At 64.5% G+C, this 16,511-nt stretch carries 14 protein-coding genes; 7 read left to right on the forward strand and 7 right to left on the reverse strand.

Features of this window, described 5'->3' with window-relative positions:
- Positions 1–12: 12 nt before the first annotated feature.
- The 4 genes from cbiB to cobT all read right to left on the reverse strand — a co-directional run bounded on the left by cbiB (position 13) and on the right by cobT (position 3,453).
- Entirely contained in the window at positions 13–993 is a 981-nt protein-coding gene (gene cbiB / locus RCO24_RS01190; protein WP_308959528.1) for an adenosylcobinamide-phosphate synthase CbiB, read from the reverse strand.
- 65 nt (positions 994–1,058) lie between these two features.
- On the reverse strand, positions 1,059–1,784 hold the full coding sequence (locus RCO24_RS01195; RefSeq protein ID WP_308959529.1) for an adenosylcobinamide-GDP ribazoletransferase: 726 nt from the start codon (positions 1,782–1,784) through the stop codon (positions 1,059–1,061).
- A complete protein-coding gene (locus RCO24_RS01200; protein WP_308959531.1) occupies positions 1,781–2,383 on the reverse strand; it encodes a histidine phosphatase family protein in 603 nt (200 codons plus the stop codon). Before RCO24_RS01200 ends, RCO24_RS01195 begins: the two co-directional genes overlap by 4 nt.
- A complete protein-coding gene (gene cobT / locus RCO24_RS01205) occupies positions 2,380–3,453 on the reverse strand; it encodes a nicotinate-nucleotide--dimethylbenzimidazole phosphoribosyltransferase (RefSeq protein ID WP_308959532.1) in 1,074 nt (357 codons plus the stop codon). Before cobT ends, RCO24_RS01200 begins: the two co-directional genes overlap by 4 nt.
- Before the next feature lie 158 nt (positions 3,454–3,611).
- On the opposite strand from cobT, the gene RCO24_RS01210 reads away from it, so the two are divergent.
- The 4 genes from RCO24_RS01210 to RCO24_RS01225 all read left to right on the forward strand — a co-directional run bounded on the left by RCO24_RS01210 (position 3,612) and on the right by RCO24_RS01225 (position 6,794).
- A complete protein-coding gene (locus RCO24_RS01210; protein ID WP_308959533.1) occupies positions 3,612–4,622 on the forward strand; it encodes a fumarylacetoacetate hydrolase family protein in 1,011 nt (336 codons plus the stop codon).
- The gene (locus RCO24_RS01215; RefSeq protein ID WP_308959534.1) at positions 4,619–5,377 is read left to right on the forward strand and encodes a cyclase family protein; all 759 of its coding nucleotides are present in this window, start codon (positions 4,619–4,621) and stop codon (positions 5,375–5,377) included. The genes RCO24_RS01210 and RCO24_RS01215 overlap by 4 nt, the downstream gene beginning before the upstream one ends.
- Positions 5,378–5,555: 178 nt before the next feature.
- Positions 5,556–5,735: a hypothetical protein gene (locus tag RCO24_RS01220; protein WP_308959535.1), complete on the forward strand. Its 180-nt coding sequence runs from the start codon at positions 5,556–5,558 to the stop codon at positions 5,733–5,735.
- Between the two features lie 156 nt (positions 5,736–5,891).
- Positions 5,892–6,794: a dienelactone hydrolase family protein gene (locus RCO24_RS01225; RefSeq protein ID WP_308959536.1), complete on the forward strand. Its 903-nt coding sequence runs from the start codon at positions 5,892–5,894 to the stop codon at positions 6,792–6,794.
- 29 nt (positions 6,795–6,823) lie between these two features.
- Here the strand turns inward: RCO24_RS01225 and RCO24_RS01230 are convergent, their stop codons facing one another.
- The 3 genes from RCO24_RS01230 to RCO24_RS01240 form a co-directional block, all read right to left on the reverse strand.
- The gene (locus tag RCO24_RS01230) at positions 6,824–7,018 is read right to left on the reverse strand and encodes a hypothetical protein (RefSeq protein ID WP_308959537.1); all 195 of its coding nucleotides are present in this window, start codon (positions 7,016–7,018) and stop codon (positions 6,824–6,826) included.
- A gap of 103 nt (positions 7,019–7,121) precedes the next feature.
- Entirely contained in the window at positions 7,122–10,256 is a 3,135-nt protein-coding gene (locus RCO24_RS01235; RefSeq protein ID WP_308959538.1) for a multidrug efflux RND transporter permease subunit, read from the reverse strand.
- Positions 10,253–11,443: an efflux RND transporter periplasmic adaptor subunit gene (locus RCO24_RS01240; protein WP_308959539.1), complete on the reverse strand. Its 1,191-nt coding sequence runs from the start codon at positions 11,441–11,443 to the stop codon at positions 10,253–10,255. The genes RCO24_RS01235 and RCO24_RS01240 overlap by 4 nt, the downstream gene beginning before the upstream one ends.
- A gap of 180 nt (positions 11,444–11,623) precedes the next feature.
- On the opposite strand from RCO24_RS01240, the gene RCO24_RS01245 reads away from it, so the two are divergent.
- From RCO24_RS01245 to RCO24_RS01255, 3 genes are all read left to right on the forward strand, one after another.
- On the forward strand, positions 11,624–12,316 hold the full coding sequence (locus RCO24_RS01245; protein ID WP_308959540.1) for a TetR/AcrR family transcriptional regulator: 693 nt from the start codon (positions 11,624–11,626) through the stop codon (positions 12,314–12,316).
- Positions 12,317–12,408: 92 nt separating this feature from the next.
- On the forward strand, positions 12,409–15,102 hold the full coding sequence (gene mprF / locus RCO24_RS01250; RefSeq protein WP_308959541.1) for a bifunctional lysylphosphatidylglycerol flippase/synthetase MprF: 2,694 nt from the start codon (positions 12,409–12,411) through the stop codon (positions 15,100–15,102).
- On the forward strand, positions 15,102–16,472 hold the full coding sequence (locus RCO24_RS01255; protein ID WP_308959542.1) for an AcvB/VirJ family lysyl-phosphatidylglycerol hydrolase: 1,371 nt from the start codon (positions 15,102–15,104) through the stop codon (positions 16,470–16,472). The genes mprF and RCO24_RS01255 overlap by 1 nt, the downstream gene beginning before the upstream one ends.
- Positions 16,473–16,511 lie beyond the last annotated feature (39 nt).

The raw sequence follows: 16,511 nt of genomic DNA on the forward strand, positions 1-16,511 counted from the left end.
GGCGGCTCTAGTCTAAAGAAAGAAGAACGCGGTGACCGCAGCGAGAAGGCCGACGGTCGCCGCCTGCAACACGTAGGCGATGCGAAACAGGCGAAGCGCGCGATTGATGTCGGCATAAGTCGCCTCGCGACGGCCGGCGCCCATCCAGGCATCGTCGATCGTCTTGCCGCCATAGCTGCGGGGGCCCGCGAGCGCGAGGCCCAGCGCACCCGCCATGGCAGCCTCCGGCCAGCCGGCGTTCGGAGATCGGTGGCGCGGGGCATCGTTCAATGTGCTCAGCGCCGCCGCGCGCCAGTCCGCTCCCGGCATCAAGCGCGCCGCCGCGACGATCCAAATGGCGGCGAGGCGCGAAGCCGGCAGGTTCACGAGATCGTCCAACCTCGCGGCCGCCCAGCCGAATGCCAGATAGCGCTCGGACTTGTGTCCGATCATGCTGTCGGCGGTGTTGATGGCCTTGTAGACTGCACAACCCGGTAGCCCTCCGACCACCAGCCAGAACAGCGGCGCCACCACGCCATCGGAGAAATTCTCAGCGAGGCTTTCGATGGCCGCTCGCGAGACGCCGGCCTCGTCCAGCGCTTCGGGATCGCGCCCCACGATGCGCGAAACGGCCTGGCGTCCGCCGCGCAGGCCGCGATGCTCAAGCGCCTCGGCCACGTCCGACACGTGCTCATCGAGGCTGCGACCTGCCAGAAGCGTGCTCGCAAACGCGGCCTTCACGACAAGCGCGGCCAGCACCGGCAACAGCAGATCCAGGCCTTGGTCGACGAATAGCACCACCGAAAGCGTTACGAGCAGCACCGTGGCCAAAGCGAGAATGCCGCGCAGGCGCCGCCTCGGGAACGACAAGCTCGCCTCGTTCCACACGGCCTCGGCGCGCGAGATCAAGGCGCCGATCCAGGTCACTGGATGACCGATCCGATCAACCAGCTTCTGCGAATACCCGGCGAGGGCCTCGATGAAGAGGGCAAGAAACGCCAGCGCGAACGTCATCGGGATCCCTGTCGGTCATGAGAGCACGGCGCTATCATATGTAACACTTCGGCGGAATCGGCCCGTCAGCCGAACAGAAGAACAAAAAGCAGCGCCGTCTCCATAATCTCGATGCTGGCGCCGTGGCAATCTCCGGTTATGCCGCCGAGACGCACGCGCCAATAGAGCGCGAGCCCCGCCGTCAGCGGCAGGGCGATCAGCAGAACCGGCGCGAGATAGGCTGTCAGGGCCGACAATACGACGCCCTCGAGCACAACGACGCGCAATTCGATGCCGGCCGCGAGCCGGCTCGCCATTCCCTCCGCCAGCGGCTTCACAGCGCAGCCGAGCACCAGCGTGCCCCAGCGCGCCCAGGCAGCTATGAGCACTAGCGCGGGGATGAGCCCATTCAATCCCAGGCGCTCCGTGACGGCGGCGAGCAGCACAAGCTTGGCGAGGAGCTGAAGCACGATGGCAATCGCGCCAAAGCTGCCGAGGTGCGGATCGCGTGCGACCGCGATGAAGCGCTCCGGGTTTCCGTGGGCGGCGCCGAGGCCGTCGGCCACATCACCCAACCCGTCGAGATGAAGCGCGCCCGTCACCAGCACCCAGACCAGCAATCCAACCAGAGCGCCGACCCAGATGCCGGTGCCCGCAGTGAGAACAACAGCCGCCGCGACAAGCACGCCGACAATCGCGCCGACGACCGGCAGCCACGGCGCCGCGAGCGCAATGTTGCCCGCCTTCTCGGAATTGACGGTGGGCACCGGGAGGCGCGTCAGGAAGGAGATCGCGATCAACAATCCTGTCATGGCGCCCTCTCCTCGTTCGGCTGCACGATCTCCACGATCTCTCCCCAAAGACCATGCTCCGGATGAACGCCTATCTCGACGCCGACGCGCGTCGCGCACCCGATCCGAATGGCCCACAGGCGATCGAGTGGGAGGCCGAGCAGGATCGCGAGCGCCATGCGGATGGTGCCGCCGTGGGCGATGACAAGCACCGGGGTCTCGTCGCGCGCGGCAACCCGTTCGAGGGCACTTTTCACGCGGGCGCGCACGGCGTCCGCCGTTTCGCCGTTCGGCGGTGGGCTAGTTTCCGGATCGCGGTAGAAAGCTGCAAAGCGCGGATCGGCGGCCAGCTCCTGCTTCAGGTGGCCATCCCAGCCGCCGAAGTCCATCTCGCGCCAGTCCGGATCAACTTCGAACGTCTTCGCGCTCCGCTCGGTGGCGATCTCCGCCGTTTCCCTGGCGCGGGTCAACGGCGATGAGACGATCACCGGCCAGCGTGTACCGGCGAGTTGCCCTGCGACCGCCTTGCGTCCCGCAGCGGAGAGCGGCGCATCGGTGCGTCCGAGCAGACGATCCCCGGCTTCCGTTTCCCCGTGGCGCAGGAAATCGACGCGCGTCATGGATCGGCGCGACCGGAAACGGCCGCCTCCTCGAACGTTGCCATTCCGTTGTGAAGCGCGCAGGCGAGCCGCACCACGGCGAGCGCCGTCGCCGCGCCCGAGCCTTCGCCGAGCCGAAGATTGAGATCGAGTATGGGCCGGGCGCCGAGCGCATCGAGAACGATCGCGTGCCCCTGCTCGGCCGAGCGATGCGAAAAAATGAGCCACGGCTTGCATGATGGATTGAGCCGCGTCGCCAAAAGTGCGGCCACGGACACGATGAACCCATCGACGAGCACCGGCGTGCCGCGCTGCGCGGCGGCGACGATCGCTCCCGCCAACGCTGCGATCTCAAGCCCACCGACTGTTGCAAGCACGCGTGCCGGATCGGCTTCGCCCGCCAACCCGGCAAGGCCATGCCGGGCCAGACCGGCTTCGATCACCTGAACCTTGTGCGCTATCCCTGCTTTGTCGAGCCCGGTGCCGGCGCCCGCGATCTCGCCCGGCGGCTTGCCGAGGAGCGCGGCGGCGATGGCCGCGGCCGCTGTCGTGTTGCCGATCCCCATTTCGCCGAACAGCACGAGATCGGCCGGCCCTGCCGCTTCGACCGCACGCTTACCCGCCGCAAGCGCCGCGTCGCGCTCCTCGGCTGTCATCGCCGGTTCGACAGTAAAATCGCGCGTGCCACGCCGTGGCTTGTCCGTGACGACGCCCGGCAGGGAAACGGACGCGAGCGTTCCGGCATCGACGACCGTGAGGCTCACGCCCAACTCGCGAGTGAGCACCGACACCGCGGCACCGCCGCTCGCGAAGTTCTTCAGCATCTCGACGGTGACGGCCGCCGGATAGGCGGAGATGTTCTGTGCGGTGACGCCATGGTCGCCGGCAAACAGGATGATCGGAGCCTTGGTTGCGCGCGGACGATCGGTTGCCTGGAGGGACGCCAGCGTGATGGCCAGCGTTTCGAGCACGCCAAGAGAGCCCGCCGGCTTGGTCAGAACCGCCTGTCGGGCGCGGGCGGCCGCTTCATGTTCGGCGGAGGGCGCGGAACAGGGGGCTTCGATCCAGGTGCTTGGCCGGGTGCTCGACATGTGGCTCGCTGAAGGTTAGGGCGTAGCTGTGCTGGATGGCACGCCGGATCGTGCAGGGCAACCGGGGATCGCAGCGGCACGAACGCCCTCGATCGAGCCGGTTCCTCCGCGATCTTTGCGCGGCCTACTCCGGCGGCATTAACCTCGAGGGCGGCCTTATGAAACTCAGGCGCGTATGGGACGGGGCGAGACCCGTCGTTCAGATCGGAACGGCCACGGGCTGGGTGGCCGTGACGCGCGCCATCGGGGCGCTTTCGTCCGCGCTTTCCGAGGCGGACAGCGCGCGCTTTGGCATCGATGCCGTCGCACTGCTCGGCGCACCGGACGCGCTGCGCCGTCAGCTCATGGACGCCGCGGCGACACTTGCGCCGGATCAAGATGCGACTCGTGTGCTCATGCCGTTCGAGCCAAAATCGTTTCGCGACTTCATGTTCTACGAGCGCCATGCCATCGATGCCGCGCGCGGCTTCGTGCGCCGGTTCATGCCGGCGGCCTGGCCGATCGTTCGTGCCTACGAAGCAACGATCGGTGCACCGTTTCCGGCGCTACGTCCGCACAAGCTCTGGGCGCTACAGCCGATCTACTACATGGGCAATCATCTGGCTTTCGCGCCGGACGGCACGGCGCTCGCCGTTCCCTCTTATACGCGCGCGCTCGATTATGAACTCGAACTCGGCTTCGTTCTCGCGCGCGGGCTCTACAATGCCACGCCCGACGAAGCGGAGGCCGCCATCGGCGGCTTTGTCGTGATCAACGATTTCAGCGCGCGCGACGTCCAGGAGGCGGAGATGCGGTCTGGCTTCGGGCCGCAGAAATCCAAGCACTTCCGCAACAGCATTTCGGCGACCGCTGTCAGCGCCGACGAAATCCTGCCGCGGTGGCGCGATCTCACGGGCTTCGTGCGCATCAACGGCGATCTCGTCGGCGAGGTCTCGACGGCGGGGCCGCGCTGGTCGCTTGGCGAGGCACTCGCCCATGCGTCACGCTCGGAACCGCTTCATGCCGGCGAGCTGTTCGCGACCGGCACGCTCCCCGGTGGCAGCGGCATCGAAACATTCCATCTCAAGCTAGGCCGGCTTCTTGCCGCCGGAGACACCATCGAAATCGGCATCGAGGGCGTGGGCACGATCACGACCCCGATCATCACAGAGGACGCAAGCCCGTCATGAAGGTCATCGATCTCTCGAAGCCGGTGCGCTTCAATCGCGACGATCCGTTCTTCATGCGCGTGAAGGTGAAGCACAAGCCGCACTGGATGGCGAAGCTGCTGGTGCGCTTGCTCGGCTTGCCGTTCCGGCTGTTCCCGCGCGATTTTGCGGGCTGGGCCGACGACACCATCAGCATGGGCGTGCACGCGACGACGCACATCGATGCGCCGTGGCACTACGGGCCGGTTTCGGCAGGTGCACCGGCGCAGACCATCGAACAGATCCCGTTGGATCGCTGCATCGGCCCCGGCGTGGTGCTCGACCTTTCGCACAAGGCCGACGACGACCCGATCACGGTCGCGGACATGGAAGCTGCCCTCGTCGCCTCCGGGGCAATGCTCACCGAGCACACCATCGTGCTGATCCGCACCGGGCGCGACCGGCTGATGGGAACGAAAGATTTCTGGCAGACCGGCACCGGCATGAGTGCCGCGGCCACCGAATGGCTGCTCGACCGGGGCGTCACGGTGATGGGGATCGACCAATGGGGCTGGGACCTGCCGTTTCGGGCCCAGATCGCGAAGTCCCGTGCGACCGGCGACGACACGCTGTTCTGGGAAGCCCATCGCGTCGGCCAGCGGCGGCCGTATTGGCACATGGAGCAGCTGACCAATCTCGGCGCGCTGCCGGCGCATGGATTCGAGGTGGCCGTGTTCCCGCTAAAAATCGAAGGGGCCTCGGCCGCGCCCGCTAGGGTGGTGGCGCTGCTGCGTTGAGATTTTCGATGGCGCCAGGACGACCAGTTGTTTTTGCTATGATTTTCTGGCCACACCTTCGCGTGGCTCACATTTACCTGCGAATATTTCGGCGTCGAGGCTGTGGATCGGGAATTTTTCCCTGTATAACGGGATAACATTTCTTCCCCGTCCACACCCGCACGTTCGCAGGCTCCGAATGAAGAAGCCCAAACAAGAACCGGCCGTCACTCAGCTCGACCCGAGCCACCCGAACCACGACGCGATCCTGCTCAAGCGCAACCGCCTGGAGGCACACCGACGCAGGCGTCTCGAGAACCAGGGTGAGGTGCCTGCGCGAACCGGCGGAAAGCCTGCAACAGGCAAACCCGCGAAATAGCTCCGACTGCCCCGGCACGGAGTAGAAAGCTGCCCGCCTTTCTAAGGATCCGGCGGAAAACCTCGCCCTGCCCTTGATCCCTTTCGGTCCGGCCCCACTTCTTCTGCTGTCGGGCGTGCGAAGCCCCATGCGCTGAGCGAAGAGGGACACTTCGATATGACCGACGACGACCGCCGCGATCCCGATGCCGCCAATCTCGCGGCCGATCTCAAAAGCCTGATGCCCAAGTTCGAGCCCTCCCGGCGGGATGCGATGATCACGACGCTGGCAGCAGGGTTTGCGCTCGCGACCCAGCCGGTTGCCGCGGAAACAACCATTACGACCGACAGCGACGGCCTCGTGGCTGGCGAGGTGCGTATTCCCGCCACCGATATCGAGATCCCGGCCTATCGCGCGATGCCAGCAGCCGGTGGACCGTTCCCGGTGGTGCTGGTCGTGCAGGAAATCTTCGGCGTTCACGAGCACATCAAGGATGTCTGCCGACGCCTCGCCAAGGCCGGTTACTTCGCGCTCGCGCCCGAAATGTTCCTACGCCAGGGCGACGTTTCGCAACTGAAGAGCATCGACGAGATCCGCCCGGTGGTTGCCAAGGTTCCGGACAGCCAGGTGATGAGCGACCTCGATGCGGCCGTAGCCTTCGCGGCGGCGAGCGGACATGGCAACGTCGAAAAACTCGCGATCACCGGCTTCTGCTGGGGTGGGCGGATCACATGGCTTTACGCGGCCCACAATCCGAAGCTCAAGGCGGGCGTCGCATGGTACGGCCGTCTAACCGGCGAGCCGTCGGCGCTGACGCCCAAACATCCGGTCGATGTCGCTGCCGATCTCAAGGCACCCGTGCTTGGCCTCTACGGCGGCGCTGATCAGGGCATCCCGCTCGATACGGTCGAGAAAATGCGAGATGCCTGCAAGCAAGCCGGCAAGACCTGCGAGATCATCGTGTTCGACGGCGCGCCGCACGCCTTCCATGCCGACTATCGTCCGAGCTACCGCGCAGAGCCGGCCAAGGAAGGTTGGGCGCGTTTGCTCGCGTGGCTCAAGCAGCACGGCGTGAGCTAAAGCGCTACTCTGGTCAATCGGGTTCGCGCTCAGTCTTGCTTGGGTTTCCAGCCCAACCAGTCGGCAATGGATTCCCAGAACGCTGCGATCGCGACGATCAGCGTCACCAGAAGCACTGAAACGACAAGCTGGATGACGCCGAAGTTCGCTGCATCCTCGGCGACGAACCATCCGGTGATAACAGCGGCAACAAGCATGATAGGGCGAATGAGCCAGTTCAGCATTGGGCCCTCACAACTGAATTCCGACGATCATGCCGCGGCTTCTGCAATCAATCCTTGATACCGCTCAACGATTTGTATCGTTAACCGTCGCGGCGGCGAACGATCATTGCGGGTTCACCTCCGCCGGCTTCGTCTCCGGGGTGCGCCGGCCTTCCTGCAGACGCTGGAAGACCACGTAAAGCATCGGGATCAGGAAGATACCAAAGATCGCCGCGCCGAGCATGCCGGCCAGAACCGGAACGCCGACGGCGATCATGCTGTCCGCACCAGGACCGTTGGCGATCACGAGCGGCACCAGACCCATGATGAACGCAAAGCTCGTCATCATGACCGGGCGGAAGCGAAGCTTCGCGCCGTCGATCGCAGAGTCGAGCAGCGAGTCGCCGGCTGCTCGCCGCTCGATCGAGAACGCGACGATCAGAATGGCGTTCTTCGCCGCAAGCGCGATCAGCACGACCAACCCGATCTGAGCGTAGAGCGTGAAGCTCATGCCCATCAGCCAGAGCGTTGCGATCGCAGCCAGCACCGAGACGGAGACCGACAGCAGCACCGGGACCGGTACCATCCAACTCTCGTAGAGCGCGACCAGGAACAGGTAGGCGAACACGAGAGCTAGGGCGAGCACGATGGTCGTCTGGCCGGCGGATTCGATCTGCTCGCGGGCCTGTCCGGTCCACTCGTACGCGTAACCTTCCGGCAGCGTCGTCGCGGAGACCTGCTCCATGGCTTCGATGGCTTCACCTGGACCTCGCCCGGGCGCCGGGCTGCCGTTGATCGAGATAGCGCGATAGTTGTTGTAGCGGGTGAGCGTTCTCGGCCCCACGTCGAGCTTCACGTCGGCGATGCTGGCCATCGGCGTCATCTCGCCGGCGCTGTTCTTGACGTAGATCGCGGAAATGTCCTCGATCGAGCTACGGAACTTGGTTTCGGCCATCATCCGCACGGTCCAGGTGCGGCCGTAGAGGTTGAAGTCGTTGACGTAGTAGCCGCCGAGCGTTGCCTGGAGCGCCGCGAATACGTCCGACAGCGTGATGTTCAACGCACGCGTCTTGTCGCGATCGATGTCGAGGCGGATCTGGGGCGTCTCGGCTTCGTACGTCGAGAATACGGCGGCCAACTCAGGCCGCTGGTTCGCGGCGACCGTCAGGCCGCGCATGGCAGCGGCCATGTCGGCCGGGCTTTGGCCCCGCAGCGCTTCGAGCACATATTCGAAACCACCGACCTGACCGAGGCCTGAGATCGACGGCGGGTTGAGTGCGAACATGTTGCCGTCGGGAACGCCGAACAGGGCGCCGGTGAGGCGGCGCGCGACGACGGTCGAATGCATGTCAGCAGCCGTGCGCTGCTCGTAAGGCTTCAGACGCACGAACATGACGCCGCCGTTGGACGCCGAGCCACCACCCAGGAAGTCGAGCCCCAGAATGGTGGTCAGGGATTCGACGGCCGGATCCTGTCTGACGATCGCGGCGGCCTTCTCGGCTGCGTCCGACGTGCGATTGAGAGACGCGCCGGCGGGCAGGTTGATGACGGTGATGATGAAGCCCTTGTCCTCGTCAGGCAGGAAGCCTGACGGGGTGCGCGCGAACAAGAAATACGCGGCGACGCCGATCAGGATCAGAGCGATGATGCTGGTCGACGCCACGGCGACCAGCCTGCGCACGATGCCGGCGTAACCATCGGCAATCGAGTCGATGCCCTTGGTCACGTACTTCATCACGCCAACCGGATGGCCCGGCCGCAGCATCAGCGTGCAAAGTGCAGGCGACAGCGTGAGTGCGTTGATGGCAGAGATCACCATCGCCGCCGAGATGGTGACGGCGAACTGACGGAAGAGCACGCCGGAAGAGCCCGGCAGGAAGGCGACCGGCACGAACACCGACAGCAGCACGAGCGTGATCGCGATGACGGGGCCTGCGATTTCCGACATGGCCTTGCGGGTGGCATCGGCCGGCGACAGATGCGGCTCCTCGTGCATCACGCGCTCGACGTTTTCGACCACGATGATGGCATCGTCGACGACGATGCCGATGGCGAGCACGAGCGCGAGCAGCGAGATCGTGTTCGCCGAATATCCCATCGCGTAAAGAACGGCGAGCGCGCCGATGATGGCGACCGGTACGGCGATCAACGGAATGAGCGTGGGGCGCAGACGGCCCAGGAACACGAACACCACGATCGCGACGAGCACGAACGCCTCGATCAGCGTGTGGATGACCTTGTCGATCATCGCGGAGACGAATTCGGCGGTGTTGTAGACGTAAGCGAACTCGACGCCTTCCGGGAAGCGGGGCTTCAGCTCCTCGAGCCGTTTCGAGACTGCGGTCGCGACGTTGACGGCGTTGGCTCCGGGCGAGAGATAGATGCCGATGGGCGCTGCGGGCTTGCCTTCGTAGCGCGCTTCGCTGTCGAAGGTGGCCCCCTCGATCTCGACACGGGCGACGTCGCGGACGCGGACAAACGAGCCATCGCTCTCCGCCCGCACGATGATGTCGCCGAATTCCTCGGTGGTCGACAGACGGCCCTTCGTGGTGACCGTGAGCTGCAGCCTCTGGTCGGTCGAAAGCGGTGCTGCGCCGATGCGGCCCGCGGCCGCCTGCACGTTTTGCGATTGAACTGCGGCAATGACATCCTGCGTCGATAGGCCGAAGTTGGCGAGGCGCTCGGGGTCGATCCAGATGCGCATCGAATAGTCTCGCGCGCCGAAGATCGACGCGTCACCGACACCCGGCACGCGCTTGAGCTCGTCGAGAATGTTCAGGGTGACAAAGTTGGAGAGGAACAAGTCGTCCTTATCGCCCTTGGGCGAATAGAACAGAAACACCTGCAGGAGATCGGTCGAAACCTTCGAGATGGTGAGGCCGGTGCGACGCACCTCCTCGGGCAACTTGGCGGTTGCGAGATTGGCGCGGTTCTGGACGTTGACGGTGTCGATATCGGGGTCGGTGCCGAGCAGGAACGACACGGTCAGCGAATAGGAGCCGTCGTTCGCCGACGTCGACTTCATGTAGCGCATGCCGGTCACGCCGTTGATGGCGTTCTCCAGCGGCTGAGCGATGCTCTCCTCGACGGTCTTGGCGTCGGCACCCGAGTAGGTTGCACTGACACGCACCGTCGGCGGCGCGATTTCGGGATACTGCGCGACCGGGATCACGCTCATGGCGATGAGGCCGGCGAGGGTCAGCACGATGGAAATCACCATCGCGAGACGGGGGCGGCGGATGAAGACGTCGAAGATCATGGCGCGACCTCGACCGCGGGCGTTTCGAGGTTGACGTCGGCTTTGAACTCGCTCGGTTCCACCACGATGCCCGGCCGCACTTTCTGGTGGCCGCTGACGATCACGCGATCGCCTTCAGCAAGCCCGCTGCTCACGATGATGCGCGGTCCGCGCTGGTCGCCAACCTCGACGCGGCGGATCTCAACCTTGTTGTCGGGCGTGACCGCAAGCACGTAGGCGCCTTGCTGGTCGAGCATGATGGCGGATTGCGACACCATCAGCTTGTGTTCGGGATTCTTCGACATCACCTTGACGCCTACGATCTGCTGATCGACGAGCAGGCGTTGCGGATTTGGAATTTCAGCCCGCACAGTGACGGTGTCGGTCCCGGCGTTGGACTCAACCTCCGAGAACTTGATGGCGCCATCCTGATCGTACGTGGTGCCGTCCGGCAACTTGATGCGGACGAGCACGTTGTCTCTACTCACCCCGGACTTGCGGACCTGAAGCAGAATGCGTTGCGGTACCGGAAACGCCACGTACATCGGATCCTGACGAACGAGCGTGAGCAACGGGTTGCTGGTCGGGCCGACGTACTCGCCTACCGAATAAGTAGCTCGTCCGGTGCGGCCATCCATGGGAGCGAGGATTTCGGTGTAGCTGAGGTCGAGCTCGGCTTTCGTCAAAGCCGCTTCCTGGGCCTGAACCGAAGCCCGCGCCTGAGACAGCTTTGAAGTGGCGTCATCGAGGGTCGACAGCGACGACGTCCCGCGGTCGGCCAGCTCTTTGGTGCGGTTGTAAGTGGCCTGGGCCAGCTCGAGCCCGGCGTGGGCGCTCGTCAGATTTGCCTTTGCTGCCGCCAGGGCCGCTTCATAGGGCGCGCGCTCGAGAGTGAACAGCTTCTCGCCCTTCTTTACTTCGCCACCCTCGTCGAAGCCGCGATGAGCCAGGAACCCATCGACGCGTGCGCGGATTGCCACCTTGTCGATGGCCTGCACACGCCCGATGAACGCCGTTTCCTCTGCCACATCATGCACGCGTGCGGTCTCGACCACGACACTCGGCGGCGGCGCCCCGGCGGGGGCTTGCGCCATCGCCGGCCCAGTAAGGGCAGCGGCGATCAAGGCGAGAAAAACGGCTGGACGAACAAGCGAGCGCGTGAGCGCGTGCCAAGGGCGCGCAGGCACCAGAAAGACGTGTGCGATCATCTCGGCAATGCCCCATCCCTATCGAAATCAAAAAACAATCCCTGCCGAACAAGACAGGTCGTATGACAGCCTATCCGATGCCTCGCTATGGAGCGACACTCAACGCGCTACGGCGAAGTAACCCGCGATTGCCAAGTGCGGACGCGTCCGGTACCATTTAAGAAACGGAAACGTTCCAGAATGTCAAGCGTCTCGGCCAGACAACCCAATCCTCATACCGACGCACCCAAGCGGCGTGGGCGCCCGCCTGCCTATTCGCTCGACGACCGACGGCGGATGATCCTCGAAGCGGCGGAGCGGGTGTTCGTCGCGTCGGGATATGGCGCGGCGAGCATGGAAGAGATCGCGCGTGCCGCTGGCATGTCGAAGAAGACGCTTTACGCGCTCTACCCCGACAAACGGCACATCTTCGGTGCGCTGGTCGGCTATGCCGGAGAATTTCCCAAGAGCAATGCGATCCGCGCACAGGATCCGGCGCAGATCATCGCCGAACTCAGGCGGCGGCTGCTCGAGCTGGCCGCGTTCGCGTTGTCACCACGCCAAGTTGAAATCACGCGTCTCGTCATATCCGAAGCGCACCATTGGCCGGAGCTGGCCGAGGAGTTTCACGCCCGCGGCGTGACGCGGGGTGTCAGCTTCATCGCGGAGTGCCTCGAGAAGCTGCGGGACGCACGACCCGATATCGACATTCCCGACGTTCACCAGACGGCCGTGGCGCTTTGCGGGGCGGCGATCGGAGATTTCCATTTTCGCGTCCTCTTGGAAAATGGGCTGGTCTATCCGCGGGATAAGCTGCTGGCTCAAGTCGATCTCGCGCTCAGGATCGTGTTGCCGTCGGAACGCGCCCTGGTGACGCGTCGGCGCGAGAAATAGCCTGCCCTGGCCCCTTCGCGGCCTTCGTTTCTGGCCCTATGATCGCCGCCGCATTTTTAGGCCCCTGCCCGGAAGACCTGAAACGAGTGAGAATGCCAAGAAATCCCTCGAACGGTACGGCGCAGCCGCAATCAGGTTCGGACGGAGCCGACGTGCGAAGCTTGGGGACCACGCCGGATCAGGCCCCCGAAGACACAGGCGAACGCGGACCTGCCTTTTCCCTATCCCGTTTAGCCGCAAGCACGCGGGTCCGCGCTGTGCTGGTGCTGGCTCTGTTCGCGGTGGTCTCGTTCGCGCTCTATCACGAAGTCGAAGTGACCTCCTGGCATGACGTGCGGGCCGCGCTCGCCTCGACGCGCCCGGAGCAGATCGTGCTCGCGATCCTCGGTACCGCCCTCTCCTATCTTGCGCTGACCGGTTATGACTTCCTGGCGCTCCGGCATCTCGGGGCACCCCGCCTTTCACCCGGGATAATTGCGCTCACCTCGTTCGTCAGCCAGGCCTTCACGTTCAACTTCGGTTTCGGCATCCTCACGGGTGGGGCGGTGCGCATGCGCCTCTACGGCGCGGCAGGTCTCAAGCCCGACCAGATCCTGGCGACAAGCGTGTTCGCCACGCTCGCCGTCTGGCTTGGGATCGCAGCTGTTTCAGGCGCGGCTCTCATCGCAGCGCCCGAAGTTGCCGAACGCATCCTCTCGCTGCCACAGCAGGCGGTACAGGCGTTCGGCGTCGCGCTGCTCGGGCTCGTGCTGTGGGCTTGGTGGTATGCCGCGACAGCGCGGCCGAGGATCCCCGGTCTCGACATGCGGGCGCCGACGGGCACCGTGACGGGCCTCGCGCTTCTGGTCGGCGCGATCGACATCGTGGCCTCCGGCTTTGCGCTGTGGGCCCTGCTCCCGTCCGAGGTCACACTGAGCTTGCCGGCGTTTCTCGTGATCTTCGTATCGGCGATCGCGCTTGGGATGATCAGCCACGTGCCGGGCGGGCTCGGTGTGTTCGAAGGGATCATCCTGCTCGCGATCCCGGGCGTTCCCGCGGGCGCGCTCCTGGCCTCGCTGCTGTTGTTCCGCTTCTTCTACTACCTGCTGCCGATGGGGCTCGCGGCCGCTGCGCTCGCCATTGTCGAACTCAAGGACCGGCATGAGGTCCTGACCAAGCATGTGGCGCGCGTAGGCTCGTCGCTCGGGGCCTCGATCCCGCTGGTGTCAGCGATCCTGGTTTTCGTCGGCGGCTTCATCCTGATGGTTTCCGGCGCGCTTCCGGCCGAACATGACCGCATGGCGATCCTGCGCTACGCGGTGCCGCTGCCTTTCGTCGAAGCGTCACATTTTGTCGCCAGCATCATCGGTACGCTTCTCGTCATTGTCGCCTACGGCCTCGCGCGCCGGCTCGAAAGTGCGTGGCGGACGGCCCTGCTGCTGCTGCTGCTCGGGGCGGCCTTCTCGCTTCTGAAAGGTATCGACTACGAAGAGGCGGTGGTCTGCTACACGATCGCCGCGCTTCTGTTCGCGGGCCGGCGCTGGTTCTATCGCAAGGGCGGCGTGCTTTCGGGATCGCTGCAATCGAGCGAGATCCTGGCCATCGGTCTCGCCGTCATCACCTCCGTGTGGATCGGCTTCGTCGCGTTTCGCAGCGTCGCCTACGAGGGTACGCTGTGGTGGGATTTCGCCTATCACGGCGATGCCTCCCGTTTTCTTCGCGCGACCATCGGCGTCGCGGTGACCATGCTGGTGACGATGGTTTACCGGCTCATGCATCGCTCCGCGCCGATGACCAACGCGCCTTCGCGCGCCGACCTCGACACCGCTACGGCAATCGTTCGCGGATCGGACTACGCGTATGCAAACTTGGCGCTGATCGGCGACAAGCGCTTTCTGTTCAACAGCGAGAATACCGGTTTCGTCATGTACGCCACCCAGGGATCGAGCTGGATCGCGATGGGCGATCCGATCGTAACGGGTGAAGCGGATGCAGCCGGGCTCGTCTGGCAGTTCAAGGAACTCGTCGATCGCCATTCCGGGGTGCCCGCGTTCTATCAGATTTCGAGCGAAAACCTGCCGCTCTACCTCGACGCGGGGTTTTCGATGGTGAAGCTCGGCGAGGAGGCGTGGGTCGATCTGTCGGCGTTCACACTCGACGGCCCCGAAAATCGCAAGATCAGGCAGGCGATGTCGAAAGCCCAGCGCATGGGCTGCAGCTTCGAGGTCGTTCCGGTGGCGGACATTGCCAAGTATCTCGATGAGCTTCGGCGCATTTCGGATGCCTGGCTGCTCGAGAAGGGCCAAAGGGAAAAAGGCTTCTCTCTCGGCTTCTGGACTGATCGCTACATGCTGGAGAACGACGCGGTTCTGGTTCGCGTCGATGGCCGGATCGTCGCTTTCGCCAATCTCTGGCGCAGCGCCGGGCAGAACGAGATCTCGATCGACTTCATGCGGGTGCGCCACGATGCTCCGAACGGCACTATGGATTACCTTTTCACGGCACTGATGGAACAGGCCAAAGCCGAGGGATACCGCTGGTTCAACCTCGGCATGGCGCCCCTTTCCGGGTTGCCGCAGCATCGGCTGGCGCCGCTCTGGAGCCGGGTCGCGACCTGGTTTTCGCGTCATGGCGACCGCTTCTACAAGTTCGAGGGACTGCGCGCGTTCAAAAGCAAGTTTCGACCGGAATGGCGTCCGAAGTATCTCGCCTATCCGAGCGGTGTTCTGCTGCCGCAGATCCTGATCGACGTCACGGCATTGATTGCAAACGCGCCGGCACGTGCGCGGATCGAGGAGCCCACCTGATGCGATATCGTTCGCTTGCCTTCGCTCTGGCGCTTGCTTGTGGATTTACGCTTCCCGCAGGCGCCGAAACCCGAAGCGTTGTCGTGACGCAGGAGGTTCTCGGGCCGATCAAAGTCGTGGCGCCCACCACCGAGCCCACCCGGTTCGTCATTTTCATTTCGGATCAGGACGGGCTGACGGCGCCGCGTCTCGCCGAAGCGGAAAAGCTCGCGGATCGCGGGGCCGCCGTCGCTCTCATCGACCTTCCGGCGCTGGAGGCAACCTTCGCCAAACGGAGCGACGATACCTGCTACTATGTCTTCGGCGAGTTCGAGGATCTTTCGCGCATCGCCCAGCGCCAACTCGGCATGTCGGATTGGCAATGGCCGATCCTGTTCGGCTCCGGAGACGGCGGCACCCTCGCCTATCTCGCGCTCGCGCAAGCGCCCTCCAACACCGCGGGCGGCGCGGTCAGCCTCGGGTTCACACCGAGTTTCCGGTCTCAGCGTCCGCTTTGTCCAGGAGCGCCGAAAGCCTCGGAGGCCAAAGGCCTTATCACCTACGAACCGATGGATAACCTGCCGGGACCGTGGTCTCTCTTCCTAGCCGGGCCGCCGTCCGACGCGATCAAGGCGTTCGCGAATGCGCCGGAGCTTACGGAGATCCAGATCGTCGCCGGAAAAGACACTGCGCGCTTCGAAGCTGCCGCCACCGCGTTGTTCACGATGAAGCCACCGACGGCAGGGGCCCTGTCGGACCTGCCGCTCAGCGAGCTGCCCGCCAACGGCCCGGCGACAACACTCCTCATCCTGCTCTCGGGCGATGGCGGCTGGCGCGACATCGACAAGCAGATCGGCGAGTACCTGTCTGATCACGGAGTTGCAGTGGTCGGGCTCGATTCCTTGCGCTATTTCTGGAGCCGCAAGGACGCGAAGCAAATCGCGTCCGACGTGCAGCGCATCGCCGACCACTACATGGAAAAGTGGAAGCTCTCATCGTTAGCGCTGGCCGGTTACTCGTTCGGGGCCGACGTGCTGCCGATGACGTGGCCGGAACTCGAGCCGAAGACCCAATCGCAAACGCTGCTGATCGCGCTGCTTGGGTTCGAACCGACCTTCGATCTCGAGGTGTCGGTTTCCGGATGGCTCGGCATGGCGTCCTCTCGCAACATCGAAGTGAAGCCCTTTCTCGCGGCGCTGCCAAAATCCAAGGTGCTCTGCTTCTACGGCATCGAGGAAAAACAGGACGAGGAGACCGCGTGCGTGCTGCCCGAACTCGATGGGGCGACGCGCATCGAGAGGCCAGGTGGACATCACTTCGACGGAAACTACGAGGTGATCGCCGACGAGATCCTGAAACGCCTCAAGACGGCGACTGCGGCAACTCCCTAGTCTTTCAGGCCTGTCGTCGCTCTGGGCTCCCACCTGCGG

The organism is Hyphomicrobium sp. LHD-15 (genome assembly GCF_031157355.1).
Classification (GTDB): Bacteria; Pseudomonadota; Alphaproteobacteria; order Rhizobiales; family Hyphomicrobiaceae; genus Hyphomicrobium_C.

Bases quoted from the DNA above. Each gene is read 5' to 3' on its own strand.
- RCO24_RS01210 (WP_308959533.1), top strand. From the start codon at position 3,612: ATGAAACTCAGGCGCGTATGGGACGGGGCGAGACCCGTCGTTCAGATC.
- RCO24_RS01255 (WP_308959542.1), top strand. From the start codon at position 15,102: ATGCGATATCGTTCGCTTGCCTTCGCTCTGGCGCTTGCTTGTGGATTT.
- RCO24_RS01240 (WP_308959539.1), bottom strand. From the start codon at position 11,443: ATGATCGCACACGTCTTTCTGGTGCCTGCGCGCCCTTGGCACGCGCTC.
- RCO24_RS01195 (WP_308959529.1), bottom strand. From the start codon at position 1,784: ATGACAGGATTGTTGATCGCGATCTCCTTCCTGACGCGCCTCCCGGTG.
- RCO24_RS01225 (WP_308959536.1), top strand. From the start codon at position 5,892: ATGACCGACGACGACCGCCGCGATCCCGATGCCGCCAATCTCGCGGCC.
- RCO24_RS01235 (WP_308959538.1), bottom strand. From the start codon at position 10,256: ATGATCTTCGACGTCTTCATCCGCCGCCCCCGTCTCGCGATGGTGATT.
- RCO24_RS01220 (WP_308959535.1), top strand. From the start codon at position 5,556: ATGAAGAAGCCCAAACAAGAACCGGCCGTCACTCAGCTCGACCCGAGC.
- cbiB (WP_308959528.1), bottom strand. From the start codon at position 993: ATGACGTTCGCGCTGGCGTTTCTTGCCCTCTTCATCGAGGCCCTCGCC.
- cobT (WP_308959532.1), bottom strand. From the start codon at position 3,453: ATGTCGAGCACCCGGCCAAGCACCTGGATCGAAGCCCCCTGTTCCGCG.
- RCO24_RS01200 (WP_308959531.1), bottom strand. From the start codon at position 2,383: ATGACGCGCGTCGATTTCCTGCGCCACGGGGAAACGGAAGCCGGGGAT.
- RCO24_RS01230 (WP_308959537.1), bottom strand. From the start codon at position 7,018: ATGCTGAACTGGCTCATTCGCCCTATCATGCTTGTTGCCGCTGTTATC.
- RCO24_RS01215 (WP_308959534.1), top strand. From the start codon at position 4,619: ATGAAGGTCATCGATCTCTCGAAGCCGGTGCGCTTCAATCGCGACGAT.
- mprF (WP_308959541.1), top strand. From the start codon at position 12,409: ATGCCAAGAAATCCCTCGAACGGTACGGCGCAGCCGCAATCAGGTTCG.
- RCO24_RS01245 (WP_308959540.1), top strand. From the start codon at position 11,624: ATGTCAAGCGTCTCGGCCAGACAACCCAATCCTCATACCGACGCACCC.